This window comes from Micromonospora sp. WMMC241, assembly GCF_027460165.1.
Lineage (GTDB): Bacteria > Actinomycetota > Actinomycetes > Mycobacteriales > Micromonosporaceae > Micromonospora > Micromonospora humi.
Map to the genome: position 1 here is coordinate 6,493,666 of NZ_JAPZBF010000001.1, position 15,579 is coordinate 6,509,244.

15 protein-coding genes are annotated in these 15,579 nt (G+C 74.6%); 7 read left to right on the forward strand and 8 right to left on the reverse strand.

Translation table 11 applies throughout. The annotated features are described in order from the left end of the window. Positions 1-67: 67 nt before the first annotated feature. Together O7598_RS29625 and O7598_RS29630 are read right to left on the reverse strand one after the other, a co-directional pair. Positions 68-1,600, reverse strand: coding sequence for an acyl-CoA carboxylase subunit beta (locus O7598_RS29625; RefSeq protein ID WP_091061993.1), 1,533 nt, complete (start codon positions 1,598-1,600; stop codon positions 68-70). A gap of 95 nt (positions 1,601-1,695) precedes the next feature. Further along, positions 1,696-2,607: a hydroxymethylglutaryl-CoA lyase gene (locus O7598_RS29630; protein ID WP_269695027.1), complete on the reverse strand. Its 912-nt coding sequence runs from the start codon at positions 2,605-2,607 to the stop codon at positions 1,696-1,698. Positions 2,608-2,778: 171 nt separating this feature from the next. On the opposite strand from O7598_RS29630, the gene O7598_RS29635 reads away from it, so the two are divergent. Further along, positions 2,779-3,150: a YciI family protein gene (locus O7598_RS29635; protein WP_269694467.1), complete on the forward strand. Its 372-nt coding sequence runs from the start codon at positions 2,779-2,781 to the stop codon at positions 3,148-3,150. Continuing rightward, positions 3,147-4,412, forward strand: a complete 1,266-nt coding sequence (locus O7598_RS29640; RefSeq protein WP_442929946.1) for an RNA polymerase sigma factor — start codon at positions 3,147-3,149, stop codon at positions 4,410-4,412. The genes O7598_RS29635 and O7598_RS29640 overlap by 4 nt, the downstream gene beginning before the upstream one ends. A gap of 25 nt (positions 4,413-4,437) precedes the next feature. Here O7598_RS29640 and O7598_RS29645 read toward each other — a convergent pair whose 3' ends face one another. The 3 genes from O7598_RS29645 to O7598_RS29655 form a co-directional block, all read right to left on the reverse strand. Then, positions 4,438-5,775, reverse strand: a complete 1,338-nt coding sequence (locus tag O7598_RS29645) for an acetyl-CoA carboxylase biotin carboxylase subunit (RefSeq protein ID WP_269694469.1) — start codon at positions 5,773-5,775, stop codon at positions 4,438-4,440. A gap of 64 nt (positions 5,776-5,839) precedes the next feature. Next, positions 5,840-6,472 (reverse strand): TetR/AcrR family transcriptional regulator, encoded by a 633-nt coding sequence (locus O7598_RS29650; RefSeq protein ID WP_269694470.1) that lies wholly within the window; start codon positions 6,470-6,472, stop codon positions 5,840-5,842. Positions 6,473-6,514: 42 nt separating this feature from the next. Beyond that, positions 6,515-7,801 (reverse strand): FAD-dependent monooxygenase, encoded by a 1,287-nt coding sequence (locus O7598_RS29655; RefSeq protein WP_269694471.1) that lies wholly within the window; start codon positions 7,799-7,801, stop codon positions 6,515-6,517. 94 nt (positions 7,802-7,895) lie between these two features. Here O7598_RS29655 and O7598_RS29660 point away from each other — a divergent pair, with 94 nt between their 5' ends. The 3 genes from O7598_RS29660 to O7598_RS29670 are packed head-to-tail and all read left to right on the forward strand — an operon-like array spanning position 7,896 to position 10,205. After that, on the forward strand, positions 7,896-8,489 hold the full coding sequence (locus O7598_RS29660) for a TetR/AcrR family transcriptional regulator (RefSeq protein WP_269694472.1): 594 nt from the start codon (positions 7,896-7,898) through the stop codon (positions 8,487-8,489). 16 nt (positions 8,490-8,505) lie between these two features. Further along, positions 8,506-9,036 carry a SigE family RNA polymerase sigma factor gene (locus O7598_RS29665; RefSeq protein WP_269694473.1) on the forward strand — a complete coding sequence of 177 codons (531 nt, stop codon included), beginning with the start codon at positions 8,506-8,508 and terminating at the stop codon, positions 9,034-9,036. Then, a complete protein-coding gene (locus tag O7598_RS29670; RefSeq protein WP_269694474.1) occupies positions 9,033-10,205 on the forward strand; it encodes a hypothetical protein in 1,173 nt (390 codons plus the stop codon). The genes O7598_RS29665 and O7598_RS29670 overlap by 4 nt, the downstream gene beginning before the upstream one ends. A 41-nt stretch (positions 10,206-10,246) precedes the next feature. Here the strand turns inward: O7598_RS29670 and O7598_RS29675 are convergent, their stop codons facing one another. The 3 genes from O7598_RS29675 to O7598_RS29685 are packed head-to-tail and all read right to left on the reverse strand — an operon-like array spanning position 10,247 to position 12,408. Next, a complete protein-coding gene (locus O7598_RS29675; RefSeq protein WP_269694475.1) occupies positions 10,247-11,149 on the reverse strand; it encodes a sulfurtransferase in 903 nt (300 codons plus the stop codon). A gap of 41 nt (positions 11,150-11,190) precedes the next feature. Further along, the gene (locus O7598_RS29680) at positions 11,191-11,637 is read right to left on the reverse strand and encodes an imidazolonepropionase-like domain-containing protein (protein ID WP_269694476.1); all 447 of its coding nucleotides are present in this window, start codon (positions 11,635-11,637) and stop codon (positions 11,191-11,193) included. A gap of 3 nt (positions 11,638-11,640) precedes the next feature. Then, positions 11,641-12,408, reverse strand: coding sequence for an SGNH/GDSL hydrolase family protein (locus O7598_RS29685; RefSeq protein ID WP_269694477.1), 768 nt, complete (start codon positions 12,406-12,408; stop codon positions 11,641-11,643). A gap of 254 nt (positions 12,409-12,662) precedes the next feature. Here O7598_RS29685 and O7598_RS29690 point away from each other — a divergent pair, with 254 nt between their 5' ends. Both O7598_RS29690 and O7598_RS29695 read left to right on the forward strand, forming a co-directional pair. Continuing rightward, the gene (locus O7598_RS29690; protein ID WP_269694478.1) at positions 12,663-14,150 is read left to right on the forward strand and encodes a hypothetical protein; all 1,488 of its coding nucleotides are present in this window, start codon (positions 12,663-12,665) and stop codon (positions 14,148-14,150) included. Positions 14,151-14,169: 19 nt separating this feature from the next. After that, positions 14,170-15,564, forward strand: a complete 1,395-nt coding sequence (locus O7598_RS29695) for a PQQ-binding-like beta-propeller repeat protein (RefSeq protein WP_269694479.1) — start codon at positions 14,170-14,172, stop codon at positions 15,562-15,564. Positions 15,565-15,579 lie beyond the last annotated feature (15 nt).

Sequence of the window (15,579 nt, forward strand, 5' to 3'; positions counted from 1 at the left end):
CGGCTGAAGCGTTAACAGGGGCCCCTTCCTCTACGCCAGGCGTTAAGCGGGGGCCCCTCCTTACCGGTCAGACGGGGGTTACGCCGTGTCGGCGGTGGGAGAAATCGCGGTTCTTGGTGCGGGCGGCGGTGAAGCGGCGCACCAGCTCGGCGCGCAGCTCGTGCGGCTCGACGATCGCGTCCACCACCAGTTCGCTGGCGAGCCGGACGACGTCGATGTCGCGCTCGTACTCCTCGCGCTTCGCGGCGACGAACGCGGCGCGCTCGGTCTCGTCGGAGATCGCGGCGATCTTGTTGGCGTAGACGGCGTTGACCGCCGCCTCGGCGCCCATCACCGCGATCTTCGCGGTGGGCAGCGCGATGGTGGCGTCGGGCTCGAAGCCGGGACCGGCCATCGCGTAGAGACCCGCGCCGTACGCCTTGCGGACCACCACGCAGATCTTCGGCACTGTCGCCTCGGAGATCGCCGTGATCATCTTCGCGCCGTGCCGGATGATGCCCTGCTTCTCCACCGCGCTGCCGACCATGAAGCCGGGCACGTCGCTGAGGAACAGCAGCGGCACGTTGAACGCGTCGCAGAGCTGCACGAACCGGGTCGCCTTGTCGGCCGAGTCGACGAAGAGCACGCCGCCCTTGAACATCGAGTTGTTGCCGACCACGCCGACGACCTCGCCGTTGAGCCGGCCGAAGCCGATGGTCAGCTCCTTGGCCCAGAGCGCCTGGATCTCGAAGAAGCTGCCCTCGTCGACCAGGCCCTTGACGTACCGCCGCATGTCGAACGCCTGCCGCTCGCTGGCCGGGACCAGCGCGGCCAGGTCGGCCTTCTCGGGCGCGGGCTTCGCCTCGGCGGCCGGCGGCGTCTCGGTCCAGTTGGCCGGCAGGTAGGACAGGTAGGTCCGCACCACGTCGAGCGCGTCGGTCTCGGTCTTGCAGAGGAAGTGGCCCACGCCGGACTCGGTGCAGTGCACCTTGGCCCCGCCCATCGCCTCCAGCGTGGTCTTCTCGCCGGTGACCATCTCGACCATCCGGTCGGAGCCGAGATACATGCTGGCGTTGCCGTCGACCATGGCCACCACGTCGCAGAACGCCGGAATGTACGCCCCGCCGGCCGCGCTGGGCCCGAAGAGCGCGCAGACCTGCGGGATCGCGCCGGAGGCCCGGACCTGGTTCCAGAAGATCTTGCCGGCGCCGCGCCGACCGGGGAACAGGTCGACCTGGTCGGTGATCCGGGCGCCGGCGGAGTCGACCAGGTAGACCATCGGCACCTTGGTCGTGTAGGCCCGCTCGATGATCCGGATGATCTTCTCGACGGTGCGGGCGCCCCAGCTGCCGGCCTTGACGGTGGAGTCGTTCGCCATCAGGCAGACCGGTCGGCCGTCGATGGTCGCGGTGCCGGTCACCACCCCGTCGGCGGGCAGCCCGTCGGCCATCGCGTTGGCGTAGAGCCCGTCCTCGACGAAGGAGCCCTCGTCGACCAGGTGTGCCACCCGCTCGCGGGCGAAGAGTTTACCCTTGGCGGCGTTGGCCGCGTGGTATTTGTCCGCACCGCCGGCCCGCGCGCGCTTGCGCAACTGCTCCAGAGCCTCACCGTCGAGCGTCACGCCGACTCCCTCGCCACCCCACCGACCTGAACGATCGTTAGGCTACCGCACCGCCGTCCCCTCCGGCGACCCCGGAGGGGACGGACGGGGCGTGGTCAGCCGGGCATCGAGGTGAGCCGGGTACGAGGGCCGGCACGCAGCACGCCGGAGGGGAGCTTCTTGCCGACCAGGCGCTCGGCCAGCTCGGCCGCCCCGATCAGGGCGTCCAGGTCGATGCCGGTGTCGACGCCCATGTCGTGCAGCATGTGCACCGCCTCCTCGGTCGCCAGGTTGCCGCTGGCGCCCGGGGCGTACGGGCAGCCGCCGAGGCCACCGACGCTGGCGTCGAACTCGGTCACGCCCAACTCCATCGCGGTGAGCATGTTGGCCAGCGCGGTGCCCCGGGTGTTGTGGAAGTGCAGCAGCACCGGCAGCTGGGCGTTGCGGTCCCGGACCGCGGTGACCAGCTCACGGACCCGCCGGGGCGTACCCATGCCGGTGGTGTCGCCGAACGCGACCCGGTCCGCGCCGTCGCGGGCGACCCGGTCGACGATCCCGGCGACCCGCCGCGGGTCCACGTCGCCCTCGTACGGACAGCCGAAGCTCGTCGCCACGATCACCTCGGCGGTCGCGCCCGCGCCGTGCAGCAGGTCGATCAGCTCGGCGATGTCGTCCAGCGACTCGTCGGTCGAGCGGTTCACGTTGCGCCGGTTGTGCGTGTCGCTGGCCGACACCACCACCTCGATCTCGGTGAAGCCGGCGGCCAGCGCCCGCTGCGCGCCCCGGGTGTTCGGCACCAGCGCCGAGTAGCGCACCCCGTCGGCCTTCTCCGCCCGCTGCCACACCTCGTCGGCGTCGGCCATCTGCGGGATCGCCTTCGGGTGCACGAAGGAGACGGCCTCGATCCGCCGCACCCCGGTCCGGGACAGCGCGTCGAGCAGCCGCACCTTGGCGTCGGTCGGGATCGGCTCCTCGTTCTGGAGCCCGTCCCGGGGCCCGACCTCACGGATGCTGACGTGGTCCGGCAGTTCCGCCATAAGGGGTCACCTCGCTGTGACGTCGTTCGTGCCTTCTGAACGAAGTGTGTCACCACGACCGGGCGTCGCCTTGCCGGAGATCCTCCGATGGTGTCGTATCGGGACGCAGCCGTTCGTGGAGTCGGTGTGCCGCAGGCGATCGGGACCTTGAGGAGTCGACACATGACGCAGTACCTGATCTCGTTCAACGACGAATGGGTGCCCGAGCACGCGGCGGAGCAGGTGCGGGAGAAGGACACCGCCGTCCGGGTGGTGATCGAGGAGATGCTCGCCGAGGACGTGCTGGTCTTCGCCAACGGCGGGCTCGACCGGTCCACCGTGGTGTGCGGCGTCGAACCGGTCGACGGCCGGCCCGTCTTCACCGACGGGCCGTACGTCGAGACCAAGGAGCACCTCGGCGGCTTCGTCGTGGTGGACGTGGCCGACGACGAGGCGGCGCGGCACTGGGCCGGCCGGCTCACGACCGCGCTCGACTGGCCCCACGAGGTGCACCGGTTCCGCGGCCCCGGACAGACCCGGCGCAGCGGCACCTGATGTCCGCCGACGAGGCGATCGTCCGGGCCCACCGCGAGGAGTGGGCGCGGCTGGTCGCCGGCCTCGCCCGCCGCGTCGGCGACCTGCACGTCGCCGAGGAGGCCACGGCCGAGGCGTTCGCCGCCGCCGCGGCTCGCTGGCCGGACGAGGGCGTCCCGCCCAGTCCCGGTGGCTGGCTCGCCACCACCGCGACCCGCAAGGCGATCGACTGGCTCCGTCGTGAGGCGCAGCGCGACGCCAAGCACCGGGCGGCCCGGATGATCCACGACGACACCCCGCACCAGCCGACCGGCCCGATCGGGGACGACCGGCTCAGGCTGGTCTTCACCTGCTGCCATGCGGCCCTCGCGATGGAGGCCCGGGTGGCGCTCACCCTGCGCCTGCTCGGTGGCCTCACCGTCGCCGAGATCGCCCGCGCCTTCCTGGTCAAGGAGACCACGATGGCGCGCCGGATCACCCGCGCCAAGGAGAAGATCAGCGCGGCGGGTATCCCCTACCGGGTGCCCTCGGCGGCCGACATCCGCGAGCGGCGCGCCGGGGTGCTCGCGGTCGTCTATCTGATCTTCAACGAGGGCTACCTGGCGGGCGGAGGCGCCGATGCGGTCCGCGTCGACCTCTGCGACCAGGCGATCCACCTCGGCCGCCTGCTCCGCACCCTCCTCCCGGACGACGGCGAGGTGGCCGGGCTGCTCGCCCTGATGCTCCTCCTCGACGCCCGGCGGCCGGCCCGCGTGTCCGACACCGGGGAGCTGGTGACGCTCGCCGAGCAGGACCGCGGCGCCTGGGACCGGGCCCGCGTCGCCGAGGGCCGGGCGCTGGTCCGGGAGCGGATCGAGGCGCTGGCGGCCGGCGGTGACCCACCCGGGCGATACCAGGTGCAGGCCGCGATCAACGCGGTGCACGTGGAGGCGCCGTCCGTGTCGGACACCAACTGGTCCACGATCGTCGCCCTCTACGACCGGCTGGCGCTGCTCGACCCCTCGCCGATCGTGCGGCTCAACCGCGCGGTAGCGGTCGCCGAGGTCGACGGCCCCGGGGCCGGGCTCGCCGAGATCGAGCGACTCGCCCCGGCCCTCGACGGCTACCACGCCCTGCACGCCGCCCGCGCCGATCTCCTGCGACGACTCGGGCGCGACGGCGGCGCACGGGTGGCGTACGACCGGGCCATCGACCTCGCCGGCAACGCCGCCGAGCGGGCCTACCTGACCCGCCGCCGCGACCAGCTCGGGCCGGCGCGCATTCCGGTGCCGGACGACCGGTGACATCCGGCCGTCCGGCGCCGGCGGTTCAGCGCATCCGGGCGACGATGCCGGTGTCGTAGTCGCCGGAGAGGAACTCCGGGTTCTCCAGCAGCTCGGCGAAGAACGGCAGGTTGTTCTTCGGCCCGGCGATCTCGAACTGGGCCACCGCCGCCCGGGCGCGCTGGACGGCCTCCTCCCGGGTGGCGCCACTGACGATCAACTTGGCCAGCAGGCTGTCGTAGAACGGGGTGACGGTGTTGCCCTCGACGTAGCCGGAGTCCACCCGGACGCCCTCGCCGGTCGGCTCCACCCAGGTGCGGATCGCGCCGGGCCCGGGCAGGAACCGCTTCGGGTCCTCGGCGTTGACCCGCAGTTCGATCGCGTGCCCGCGCGGGGTGAGCGCGTCCGGGTCGAACGTCGGCGCCAGGCCGGCCGCCACCCGCAACTGCTCCTCGACCAGGTCGACGCCGTAGACGTACTCGGTGACCGGGTGCTCGACCTGGAGACGCGTGTTCATCTCCAGGAAGAAGAACTCCTGCGTCGCAGGGTCGAGCAAGCACTCCACCGTGCCCGCGTTGCGGTAGTTCACCGCCTCGCCCGCGCGGACCGCCGCGGCCAGGAACCGCTCCCGCAGGTCCGCCGAGACCGCCGGGGAGGGCGACTCCTCGACCAGCTTCTGGTTGCGTCGCTGCACCGAGCACTCGCGCTCGCCGAGCGCCACCACCCGGCCGTCGGCGAGGCCGAGGATCTGCACCTCGACGTGGCGTACCCGGGGGAAGTAGCGCTCGATCAGCACCGAACCGTCCCCGAACATGCGCTCGGCGAACGCGCGGACCTTGTCGTACTCGGTGCGCAGCCCGGCCTCGTCGGCGGCCACGCCCATGCCCATGCCGCCGCCGCCCGCCGCGGCCTTCACCATCACCGGGTAGCCGATCCCGGCGGCGGCCGTGACCGCCGCGTCCAGATCGGCCGCCGGCTCGGTGGTGCCGGGCGCGACCGGCACGCCGGCCGCCGCCATCAGGTTGCGGGCGTTGATCTTGTCGCCCATCGCGGTGATCGCGTCCGCGCCGGGTCCGACCCAGATCAGGCCGGCTTCGGAGACGGTACGGGCGAACTCGGCGTTCTCCGACAGGAAGCCGTAGCCGGGGTGGATCGCCTGCGCGCCGGTGCTCCGGGCGGCGGCGAGGATCGCCTCGACGTTCCGGTAGCTCTGCGCCGGGTTGGCCGGGCCGACGCAGACCGCCTCGTCGGCCTCGGTCACGAACGGCAGGTCGGCGTCGGCCTCCGAGTGCACCGCGATCGCCCGCACGCCCAACCGACGAGCCGTGCGAATGACGCGGCGCGCGATCTCCCCACGATTGGCCACCAGCAGCGAATCAAACATGTTCGGCAAGGAAGGGCCCCTTCTTAACGCCTGGTGTATAGCCGGGGCCCCTTCTTAACATGCGTTAAGGCGCGCGCGGCGTGTCAGGTGGGTCGGTGGGGGCCAGCAGGGCCGCCAGGGTCGCGCCGCGCAGCAACTCGGCCCGGCGTCGACGGTCCACCTCGCCACCGAGGAACGGGGTGGAGTTCATCAGGCCGAACGCCGCGTGGGCGAGCACGCGTGCGGCACCGTCCGGCAGGCCGGGGTGCAACGCGGTCAGCACGGCGACCCACTCCTCGACGTACATCCGCTGGAGCCGGCGGATGCGGCGGCGCGGCTCGTCCGGGAGGCGGTCCAGCTCGTGCAGGTGCAGCGCGATCACGGCCGGATTGGCCAACGCGAACTCGACGTGGAAGTCGATCAGCGACTCCAGCGAGCCGCGCGGGTCGTCCGGGTGATCGGCGGCACGCTCCCGGCCGCCGGCGAGCAGCCCCTCGCTGACCGGGATCAGCGCGGCGGCCAGCATCGCCTCCTTGCCGGCGAAGTGGTGGTAGAGCGCCGGCCCGGTGACGCCGGCGGCCGCGCCGATGTCATCCATCGACACGCCGTGATAGCCCCGCGCCGCGAAGAGACCGACCGCGATCTCCAGGATCTCGTCCCGCCGGGACCGGCGCCGGGCCGTGCCCGCCGCGCCCCGCGCCTGCTGTTCCACCGCCACCGGGCCAGCCTAGACCGCGACTTCCAGGCGAGGGAGCCGTGGTTACCCGCCAGTCGCAAGGCCCTCGGGGGGACCGCTCCCGCCCCCACCTCGTCGATCTTGCACTTCCGGCCCGGGCAAAGCGGCAGGAAGCGGACCAGACGGGGGCCGCAACTGCAAGATCGACGAGGGCGGCGACGAGGGCGAGGGCGAGGGCGGGGTGGGCTCGAAGCCGGCCAGGCGGACGGCCAGGCGGCGGCGGGCGGGGGGCAGCGCGGAGACCGTGCGGAGCAGAAGGTTGCGCAGCGGGCGCAGGGGCGGCGGGGCGGCGGCGAGCCGGGTGAGACCGGCGGCGAAGCCGAGCACCTCCTCGGCCAGTGGGCGGCGGTCCGCCGCGTACCGGTCGAGGGCCTCGGGGCCGGCGGCGAGCGCGTCGCCGAGGGCGACCGCGTCCCGCAGGCCGAGGTTCATCCCCTGCCCACCGGCCGGGCTGTGCACGTGCGCCGCGTCGCCGGCGAGCAGCACCGGGCCGGCCCGGTAGCTGCTGGCGATGCGGTGGTGGATCCGGAACCGGGACGCCCAGGCCATGCCGGTGACCCGGTCCGGCCGCCGGGCCGGGCCCCGCTCGTCGAGCAGCGCCTGGAAGTGCCGCAGATGCGGCTCGCGGGGAGCGTCGGCGACGGTGGCGACCAGCCGGACCGTGCCGTCGGGCAGTGGCGCCCAGACCAGCGGGCCGCCGCGCGAGAGGAACAGGTTTACCTGGTCGCGCGGGAGCACGCTGTCCACCCGCACGTCGGCGAGGAGGAACGACTCGCCCGGGTCGGCCGGGCCGCCGAAGCCGATGCCGGCCAACTCGCGGACCCGGCTGTGCATGCCGTCCGCCCCCACCACCCAGCGGGCCCGGACCGTGTCGCCGCCGGCGAACCGGGCGGTGGCGCCGGCGCCGGCGAGGTCGAGGTCGGTCAGCTCGTACGGCCGCAGCACCCGTCCGCCGAGCGCGGTGAGGCGCTCGGCGAGGACCGCCTCGGTCTCGGCCTGCGAGATCAACAGCGCGTACGGGTAGCGGGACGGCAGCCGGTCGAACGGGACGGTGGCGAGGACGCGGTCCCGGTCGCGGACGGTGAACCGGCCGGAGCGCAGTCCCCGGCCGGCGATCGGTTCGGCGATCCCGATCCGGTCGAGCACCTCCAGGGTGCCGGCGTGCACGACCGCGGCCCGGGAGGTGACCGGCGGCTCGGCCAGCCGGTCGACGACCGTCGTGGCCACCCCGTGCCCGGCCAGGGTGACGGCCACGGCCAGGCCGGTGGGCCCGGCCCCGACCACCAGGACGTCTGTGTGTTCGGGCAGCATCGCTCCACCTCCAGTGAGGTCAACAACTGTTTGCCAACGCTTGTTGGCTGACATTACCGTCGATGTCAACGCTCGTTGGCCTACAGTCGTGCACATGACCGGACCGCCCGCCCGCGCCCGCCGCTCCGACGCCACCCGGGCCGCCATCCTGCGCGCCGCGCGGGAACGCTTCGCCGCCGACGGCTACGACCGGGCCACCATCCGGGCCGTCGCCGCCGACGCCCAGATCGACCCGTCCATGGTGATGCGCTACTACGGCAGCAAGGAGGGGCTCTTCGCCGCGGCGGCCGAGTTCGACCTGCACCTGCCCGACCTGGCCCAGGTGCCCGCCGAGCAGCTCGGCGAGACGCTGGCCCGGCACTTCCTGCGCCGCTGGGAGGCCGACGGCACCCTGGTCGCCCTGCTCCGGGCCGCCAGCACCAACCCCGGCGCGGCCGAACGGATGCGCGGCATCTTCGCCGGGCAACTCGCCACGGCGGTGGCCCGCTCCGGGGCCGACCCGACGACCGCCGCCCGCCGCGCCGGCCTGGTCGCCAGCCAGATCCTCGGACTCGCCCTCACCCGGTACGTCATCCGGCTGCCCCCCGTGGTCGAACTCGCCCCCGACGAGCTGGCCGAATGGGTCGGCCCGACGATCCAGCGCTATCTGACCCAACCTTTTCCACCGTCCCAGGCGTCTGCCGGGTGACGGAGGGAGCAGCCGGATGGGGCGGACCGCGGAGCACGGGCGGGCGGAGTACCTCGCCTTCGTCGAGGCGCACCAGCACCGGCTGCTGCGCGCCGCGTACCTGGTCTGCGGCAACCGCCACCAGGCCGAGGACCTGCTCCAGGACGCGCTGCTGAAGCTGGCGCTGCGCTGGCCCACAGTGCGCGACGGCGACCCGGCCGCATACGTGCGGGCCATCCTCTACCGCGACGCGGTCTCCTGGTGGCGACGCCGGCGGCGGGAACGGCTCAGCGCGTACCCGCCGGAGCGGGCCGGCGCGGACGCCGACGACGCGCTGCGCCTGACCGTGCGGGCCGCGCTCGACCGGCTGCCCCCGCGCCAGCGGGCGGTCCTGGTGCTGCGCTACTTCGAGGACCTGACCGAGGTGGCCACCGCCGAGGCGCTCGGCGTCACCGTGGGCACCGTGAAGAGCCAGTGCCACGCGGCGCTGCGGCGGCTCCGCGAGGTGGCGCCCGACCTCGACGGCACCGACGGCGGCCTGGTCACCGGGATGGAGGCGAACCCGTGAACGAACCGCACCTGACCCGGTTGCTGACCCGGGCGGCGGAGGACGTCCAGCCGAGCCGACCGGCCACCGCCGGCTGGGAGCGGGCCGGGCGGGTCCGCCGCGCCCGCCGGGCCGCCGGTGTCGCCGCCGTGGCGGTCGCCCTGACCGTCGGCGGCACGGCGACGCTGTTGCACCGCGCCGGCCCGCCCGCACCGACGCCCCCGGTGACCCGCCCGGACCCCAACCCGTCGCCGGTGCAGCAACCCCCGCTCGTGCTCGACCTGATCGACGACCCGCTGGGCCGGCTCGGCGACCGGGTCACCGCGCCACTCTCCGCCCGGCCGGTCGACCGGGCCCTGGCGCTTCGCCAGCCGGTCGATCCGAAGACCGGCGAGGCCGGCCCGATCCGGGTGCTCGGCGACGACGGGCTGGTCCGGGAACTCGACGTGGTGACGCTCGCCCCCACCCGGGACGCCAGCGGCAACGAGGCCGCGCCGCTCAAGCCGGGCAGCCTGGCCCCGGACGGCCGGACCGCCGCGTTCGCGCAGACCGGCGAGGTGGTCGTGGTCGACCTGACCGAGGCCGCCGTCCGCCGCTACCCGCTCGGCGGCTACCTGGAACACGTCGTCTGGGCCGGCGACCGGCTGCTCGTCGGCGACAACGACACCGCGTACGAGCTGGACCGGCGCACCGGACAGGCGCGGAAGCTGCCGGTCGACCCGTGGGGACTCGTGGTGCCCGAGCCGCTCCGCCCCGGCGACCTGCTCGCCCTCGGCGGCGCGGAGGACGGCCTGTCCGTACGCCGGTACCCCGCCAACGGCGGCGCGCCGGAGCAGCGGACGGTGGGCACCGGGGACCTGCCGCCCGGCTACCGGCTGGACGAGGTCTACGGCCGGGGCTGGCAGCGCGGCGACCGGATCGCCCAGGCGGGCTGGACCACCACCGGCACCATGGGCGGGGCCGAGGGCGTGGCCGTGGTGGACGCCCGCACCGGAGCGGTGACCCGCCTGCTCGACCTGGGCCGCGAGGACCGCGCCAAGGCCTGTTGCGAGGTGCTCGGATGGTCGGCCGACGGTGCCGTGCTGTTCCGCTCCGACCCCACCGGCCTGGCCCGCTGGCGACCGGAGACCGGCGAGGTCGACCGGGTGGCTCGCGACGTGACCGGCCCGGTGTCGCTGCCCGCCCGCTGACCGGCCGGTCCGCGCCTCGCGGCGGGGACCGGCCGGGACGCTCAACGGGTCAGGCCGCCCGGCTGGTCGCCCTTGACGACGGGCGCCCGGACCAGGTTGCCCCACTCGGTCCACGAGCCGTCGTAGTTGCGCACCTGCGGGAAGCCGAGCAGGTGGTGCAGCACGAACCAGGTGTGGCTGGACCGCTCGCCGATCCGGCAGTAGGCCACCACGTCGTCGGCCGGGCTCAGCCCGAGCTGGTCGGCGTAGATGGCGCGCAGCTCGTCGGCGGACTTGAACGTGCCGTCGTCGTTCGCGGCGGACTTCCACGGCTTGCTCACCGCGCCCGGGATGTGCCCGCCGCGCAGCGCGCCCTCCTGCGGATAGTCCGGCATGTGCAGCATCTCGCCGGTGTACTCGCCGGGCGAGCGCACGTCGACAAGCGGCCGACCGGCCGCCACGTGCGCCATCACCTGCTCCCGGTAGGCCCGGATCGGCGCGTCGTTGCGCTCCGGCACCGGATAGTCGGCGCGCGGCCGGGTCACCTTGTCGCGGGTCAGCTCCCGACCCTCGGCGACCCACTTCTGCCGGCCGCCGTCGAGCAGCCGCACGTCGGCGTGGCCGAAGAGGGAGAAGACCCAGAGGGCGTACGCGGCCCACCAGTTGAAGTTGTCGCCGTAGAAGACCACGGTGTCGCCGCGGCCGATGCCCTTGGCCGCGCACAGCTCGGCGAAGCTCGCGGCGTCCAGGTAGTCGCGGGTGACCTGGTCGTTGAGTTCGGTGTGCCAGTCGACCTTGACGGCGCCGGGGAGGTGGCCGGTGTCGTAGAGGAGCACGTCCTCGTCGGACTCGACCACCACGAGCCCTTCGTCGCCCAGGTGCTCGGCCAGCCACTCGGTGGTGACCAGGCGCTGCGGGTCGGCGTACGACTGGAGTTGGGGATGCGGATCGCTCGGCACAGGCATGATCCCCAAGGTACGCCGGGTCGCCGGGACGCGGCGGCGGGTCAGGCGCGGCGGTGCACCAGCCGGCCGGCGACCACTGTCGCCCGGCAGGAGCCGTCCGGGTCGAACACCGCGAGGTCGGCCCGGCCGCCGACCACAAGCGCCGCCGGCCGGGCGGCGCCCAGCACCGCCACCTCGTTGCGGGCGGCGGCGGCCCGCAGCGCCGGGTCGGTGAGGTGCGCGTCGAGCACCGCGGCGGCGCCGAGCCGGAACAGCGCGTGCACCCGCTCGCGCGGCGTGGGCGCCGGGGGCAGCGGGCCGTCGTGCACCGGCGCCGGCCCGAGCGTGCCGGCCCACCGCCGCACCCGCACCCCGGGGTACGCGGCCGTCAGCTCCGCCAGCGGCGCGACCGCCTCGACCCGGTCGCCGCCGACCAGCACCGCCAGACCGCCGCGGGGCTCCTCGTCGAGGGTGAGCCGCAACAGGTCGGCGGCGTGGACGGTGCGCACCGGTCAGCCGTCGACCGGCCCGAGGACCGGCCGCTTCGCGGTGACGAAGTCGCCGGAGGAGCGGCCGGTCAGCCGCCGCTTGATCCACGGGGCCAGGTGTTGACCGGCCCAGCGCAGGTCGGCTGCGCGGGCGGCCAGCCACGGGGTGGGCGCCGGGTGCGGCGGCACCATCAGCCACTCCTCCTCGCAGCCGACGCCGAGCGCGTCGAGCACCTGGGCGGCGACCCGCCGGTGCCCGGCCGCCGACAGGTGCAGCCGGTCGGTGCTCCAGAGCATCGGGTTGAGGTAGGCCTCGTCGGAGTAGAGGTCGACCAGGATCGCCCCGTGCCGCGCGGCGACCTCGCCGACCGCCTGGTTGAGCAGCGTCACCCGGGGGGCCACCAGCCGCTGCCCGGGCAGCCTGGCCATCACGTCGGCGAACCGGAACAGCACCACGTCGCTGCCGCCGGCCCGCAGCCGCTCGACCACCTTGTCGAAGCGCGGGACGAAGACGTCCGGGTCGAAGCTGCGGCGCAGCACGTCGTTGCCGCCGGCCGCGAACGTGATCAGGTCGGGCTTCATGGCCAGCGCGGACGGCACCTGCTCGGCCACCACGTTCGGGAACAACCGACCCCGGATGGCGAGGTTGGCGTAGCCGAAGTCGGGACCCGCCTCGGCGGCGAGCCGGGTGGCGACCAGATCGGCCCAACCCCGGTAGCTGCCGTCCGGATACGCGTCATCCATGCCCTCGGTGAAGCTGTCGCCCACCGCCACGAAGCTGCGCCAGCGCACGGCGCCTCCCCTCAGACGTCCCCGCGGAAATGCGTCGCTCAGTCTTCCACCGTCGGTGCCGGTCCCGCCCGCCCGCGGGGCCGGACGTGGCGGACGTCTCGACGTCCGGTTCCCGACAGCCGCCCGGGCGGACAAACCCCCCGGCACGTGCAGGTGGGGCAGAATCCGCCGGCCGGACCGGGGATGATGTCAGCCGTCATCCGGTCGGGCGCGCGGCCCGCCCGGTCCCGCGTACGGCACGAGCGAGGATCCGCATGACGCAGGCGCAGCCACCGGCGCCGGGCTGGCCACCGCCGGGCCCCGGTCCCACGCCCGCCCACCCCGGCCCACCTCCCGCACCCGGGCAACCGTGGCCGGCGTTCCCGCCACCGCCACCGCCGCCGCGCTCCCGCCGCAAGCTCTGGATCGGGCTCGCGGCCGGCGCGCTGGCGTTGGCGGTCTGCGCCGGCGCGCTCGTCGGGGTCGGGCTCGGGCTGCGCGACGACGACGAGGAGGGCCCGGCGCGGAAGGCGGCGGCCGCGGCCAACGGCGTCACGGTCACCGACGCCGAGCTGACCGCCCTGCTCGACCGGCACGGCAAGGCGCTGGCCGCCAGGGACCTCGACGGCTGGCTGGCCGCCTTCGACCCGGCCCGCAAGGACCTGGTCGCCGCGCAGACCCGGCTCTTCCGCAACCTCGCCAAGCTGCCGCTGTCGGTGGCCCGCTACGAGACCGTCGAGAAGCAGGGCCGGACCGGCGACGCGTTCGGCCAGGGCGTCACGTTCCAGCTCGACGTCTCCTTCGTGCACCAGCTCGACGGCTTCGACCTGGCTCCGGTCACCGAGTGGTACCGCTGGACGGTGGTCCGCCCCGCCAGGGACGCGCCGATCCGGGTCTCCGCGGTCACCGGCGCGCCGGCCGCCGCGAACGGCAGCTCGAAGACGGTCCACTACCCCGGCCCGTGGGACAGGTGGCCGGAGATCCACGTCGAGCGGACGCCGCACACCTTGGTCATCGCCGATTCCACCCGGGCCGCGCTGGCGAAGCGGTACGCCCCGACCGCCGAGGCCGCCGCCGTCCACGACCTGGCGGTGTGGCGGGCCGGTGGGCTGCCCGGCCCGGCGCCGAACGGCTTCGTCATCGCGCTCGCCAAGGGCCGCGCCGAGATGGGCTCGCTCTATCGGATCGGCACCGAGAAGGCCACCGAGGCCGGCTTCTCGATGCCCATGGTGGCGGCCGAACGCCAGGACGGGACGTTCACCGTCGGCGGCACCCGGGTGGTGGTGGACACCGACACGTCCTACTTCACCCGCACCGGCGGCGACGACGCCGGCATGGTGTTCCGGCACGAGGTGGCGCATTCGCTGGTGTCGCCCCGGACGAACCTGGCCGAGGTGGACGCGTTCGACACGCTCGACGAGTGGGTGGTGGAGGGCTTCGCCGAGTACGTGGCGTTCCACGGCCGGCCGCTGGGCGACAGCGAACGCACCGCACCGGCCCGGCGGATGCTGCGCGGGTGGAACGGGAAGCTGCCGGACAACGGCGACTGGGACAACCCGGACCTGCTGAGCTTCCACTACTGGCTCGGGCACACGGCGATGAACCACCTCGCGGCGAAGTACGGCGAGCCGAAGCTGTTCCGCTTCGTCGACGCCGTCTACGCGGGCACCCCCACCGACCGGGCCGCCCGGGACGTGCTGGGCGTGTCGCTCGACGAGTTCCAGGCCGGCTGGGCCGACGACGTCCGCGCCCAGGCGCGCTGAGCGGGATCGGAGACGACTGATGACGTACCAGCACCAGCAGCAGCCACCCGCGTACCCGCCGCCGGGCTGGCCCGGGCCGGCGGGCGTGCCGCCGGCGGCGCCACGGCGGCGCGGGCGTCTCGCGCTGCTCCTCGCCGGTGGCCTGGTGGCCGTGCTGGCGGTCGCCGCCGGCACCGCCTACGGCGTGTCCCGCCTGGTCGGCGGCCCGGCCGAGGGCGGGCGCACGCTGCGCGCCGCCTGGGTGCTCGACTTCCCCGAGCGGCAGCGCAACGGCCTGAAGACGTTCGACGGGCAGGACATGTTCGGTGCCTGGCTGGTCGGCGACGCGGTGGTCCGGGCCCAACCCGACGGCGTCATCGCCTACCGGCTCGGCGACGGCGGGCAGGCGTGGGGCGTGCCCGCGCCCCCGGGCAGCTCGCTCTGCGGCGCCGCGCAGACCCTGGCCGGGGGGCGCGGCGTGGTGGCGCTCGGCTCCGCCGACTCCTGCGACACGCTCGTCGGTTTCGACGCCGCCACCGGCGCCCGGGCCTGGCAGGCGGCGTTCCCCGCCGAACGCCGGGAGGGCCGCGACACGCTCGCCGCGCCGGACCTGTCGGTGGCCGGCGGTCAGGTGGTCGTCCGCGCCGACCAGCGGGTCCTCGGCTACTCGCTGGCCGACGGCAGGCGGCTGTGGCGCAGCGACGCCGACCGGCTGCTGCCGGGGCGGGACTGCCGGCTCGCCGACACCCGGGCGGCGGGCGACCTGGCCGTGGTCACCGCGCGGTGCGACGGCGACCGGGGCGCGTTGCTCGGCCTGGACCCGGCCACCGGAAAGGTGCGCTGGCAGCAGCGGCTGCCCACCGCGAGCGCCGGCGTGCTCAGCGTCGACCCGCTGGTCAGCCTGCCCGGCCTGAACGACGCGACGTTCGCCGCCCGGGACGCCGCCGGCCGGCCTCGGGCCACGTTCGGCAACCCCGTCGACGGTACGCGGTTCAGCGACCTGCCGGTCAACCGTTCCAACTCGGTCGAGGGCCCGGCCGTGCGGCCCTACCTGGCCGACGCCGACACGCTCTACCTGCCCACCGAGGCGGCGAACGTGGCGGGCAAGGCGCGCCAGGCGAACCAGGTGGTGGCGATCGACCTGGCCACCGGGAAGCGGCGCTGGGTCTCGGCCGGGCACACCGACAGCGAGGTGGAGCTGATCCGCCTGGACGAGGCGGGCCTGCTGGCCTGGGAGGTGGGCGACCGGCGGGACCTCGCGCCGCGTCTGGTGCGGGTCGACCGGGCCTCCGGGACGGTGTCGGTGCTGGCCGAGGGCCCCAGGTCGGCCGGCACCGAAGGCAGCGACGCGACGGTGCTGGAACGGGACGGGACCGTGGTGCTGGTGCCGTGGAAGCACGTCGGCGCGGACGCCGCGATCACGGTGCTGCGCTGACCGGCGGTGGGGCGG

What these genes read in the sequence shown, in the direction of transcription:
- O7598_RS29695 (WP_269694479.1), top strand. Translation starts at nt 14,170, where the DNA reads ATGACGTACCAGCACCAGCAGCAGCCACCCGCGTACCCGCCGCCGGGC.
- O7598_RS29635 (WP_269694467.1), top strand. Translation starts at nt 2,779, where the DNA reads ATGACGCAGTACCTGATCTCGTTCAACGACGAATGGGTGCCCGAGCAC.
- O7598_RS29645 (WP_269694469.1), bottom strand. Translation starts at nt 5,775, where the DNA reads ATGTTTGATTCGCTGCTGGTGGCCAATCGTGGGGAGATCGCGCGCCGC.
- O7598_RS29665 (WP_269694473.1), top strand. Translation starts at nt 8,506, where the DNA reads ATGGGGCGGACCGCGGAGCACGGGCGGGCGGAGTACCTCGCCTTCGTC.
- O7598_RS29675 (WP_269694475.1), bottom strand. Translation starts at nt 11,149, where the DNA reads ATGCCTGTGCCGAGCGATCCGCATCCCCAACTCCAGTCGTACGCCGAC.
- O7598_RS29655 (WP_269694471.1), bottom strand. Translation starts at nt 7,801, where the DNA reads ATGCTGCCCGAACACACAGACGTCCTGGTGGTCGGGGCCGGGCCCACC.
- O7598_RS29690 (WP_269694478.1), top strand. Translation starts at nt 12,663, where the DNA reads ATGACGCAGGCGCAGCCACCGGCGCCGGGCTGGCCACCGCCGGGCCCC.
- O7598_RS29660 (WP_269694472.1), top strand. Translation starts at nt 7,896, where the DNA reads ATGACCGGACCGCCCGCCCGCGCCCGCCGCTCCGACGCCACCCGGGCC.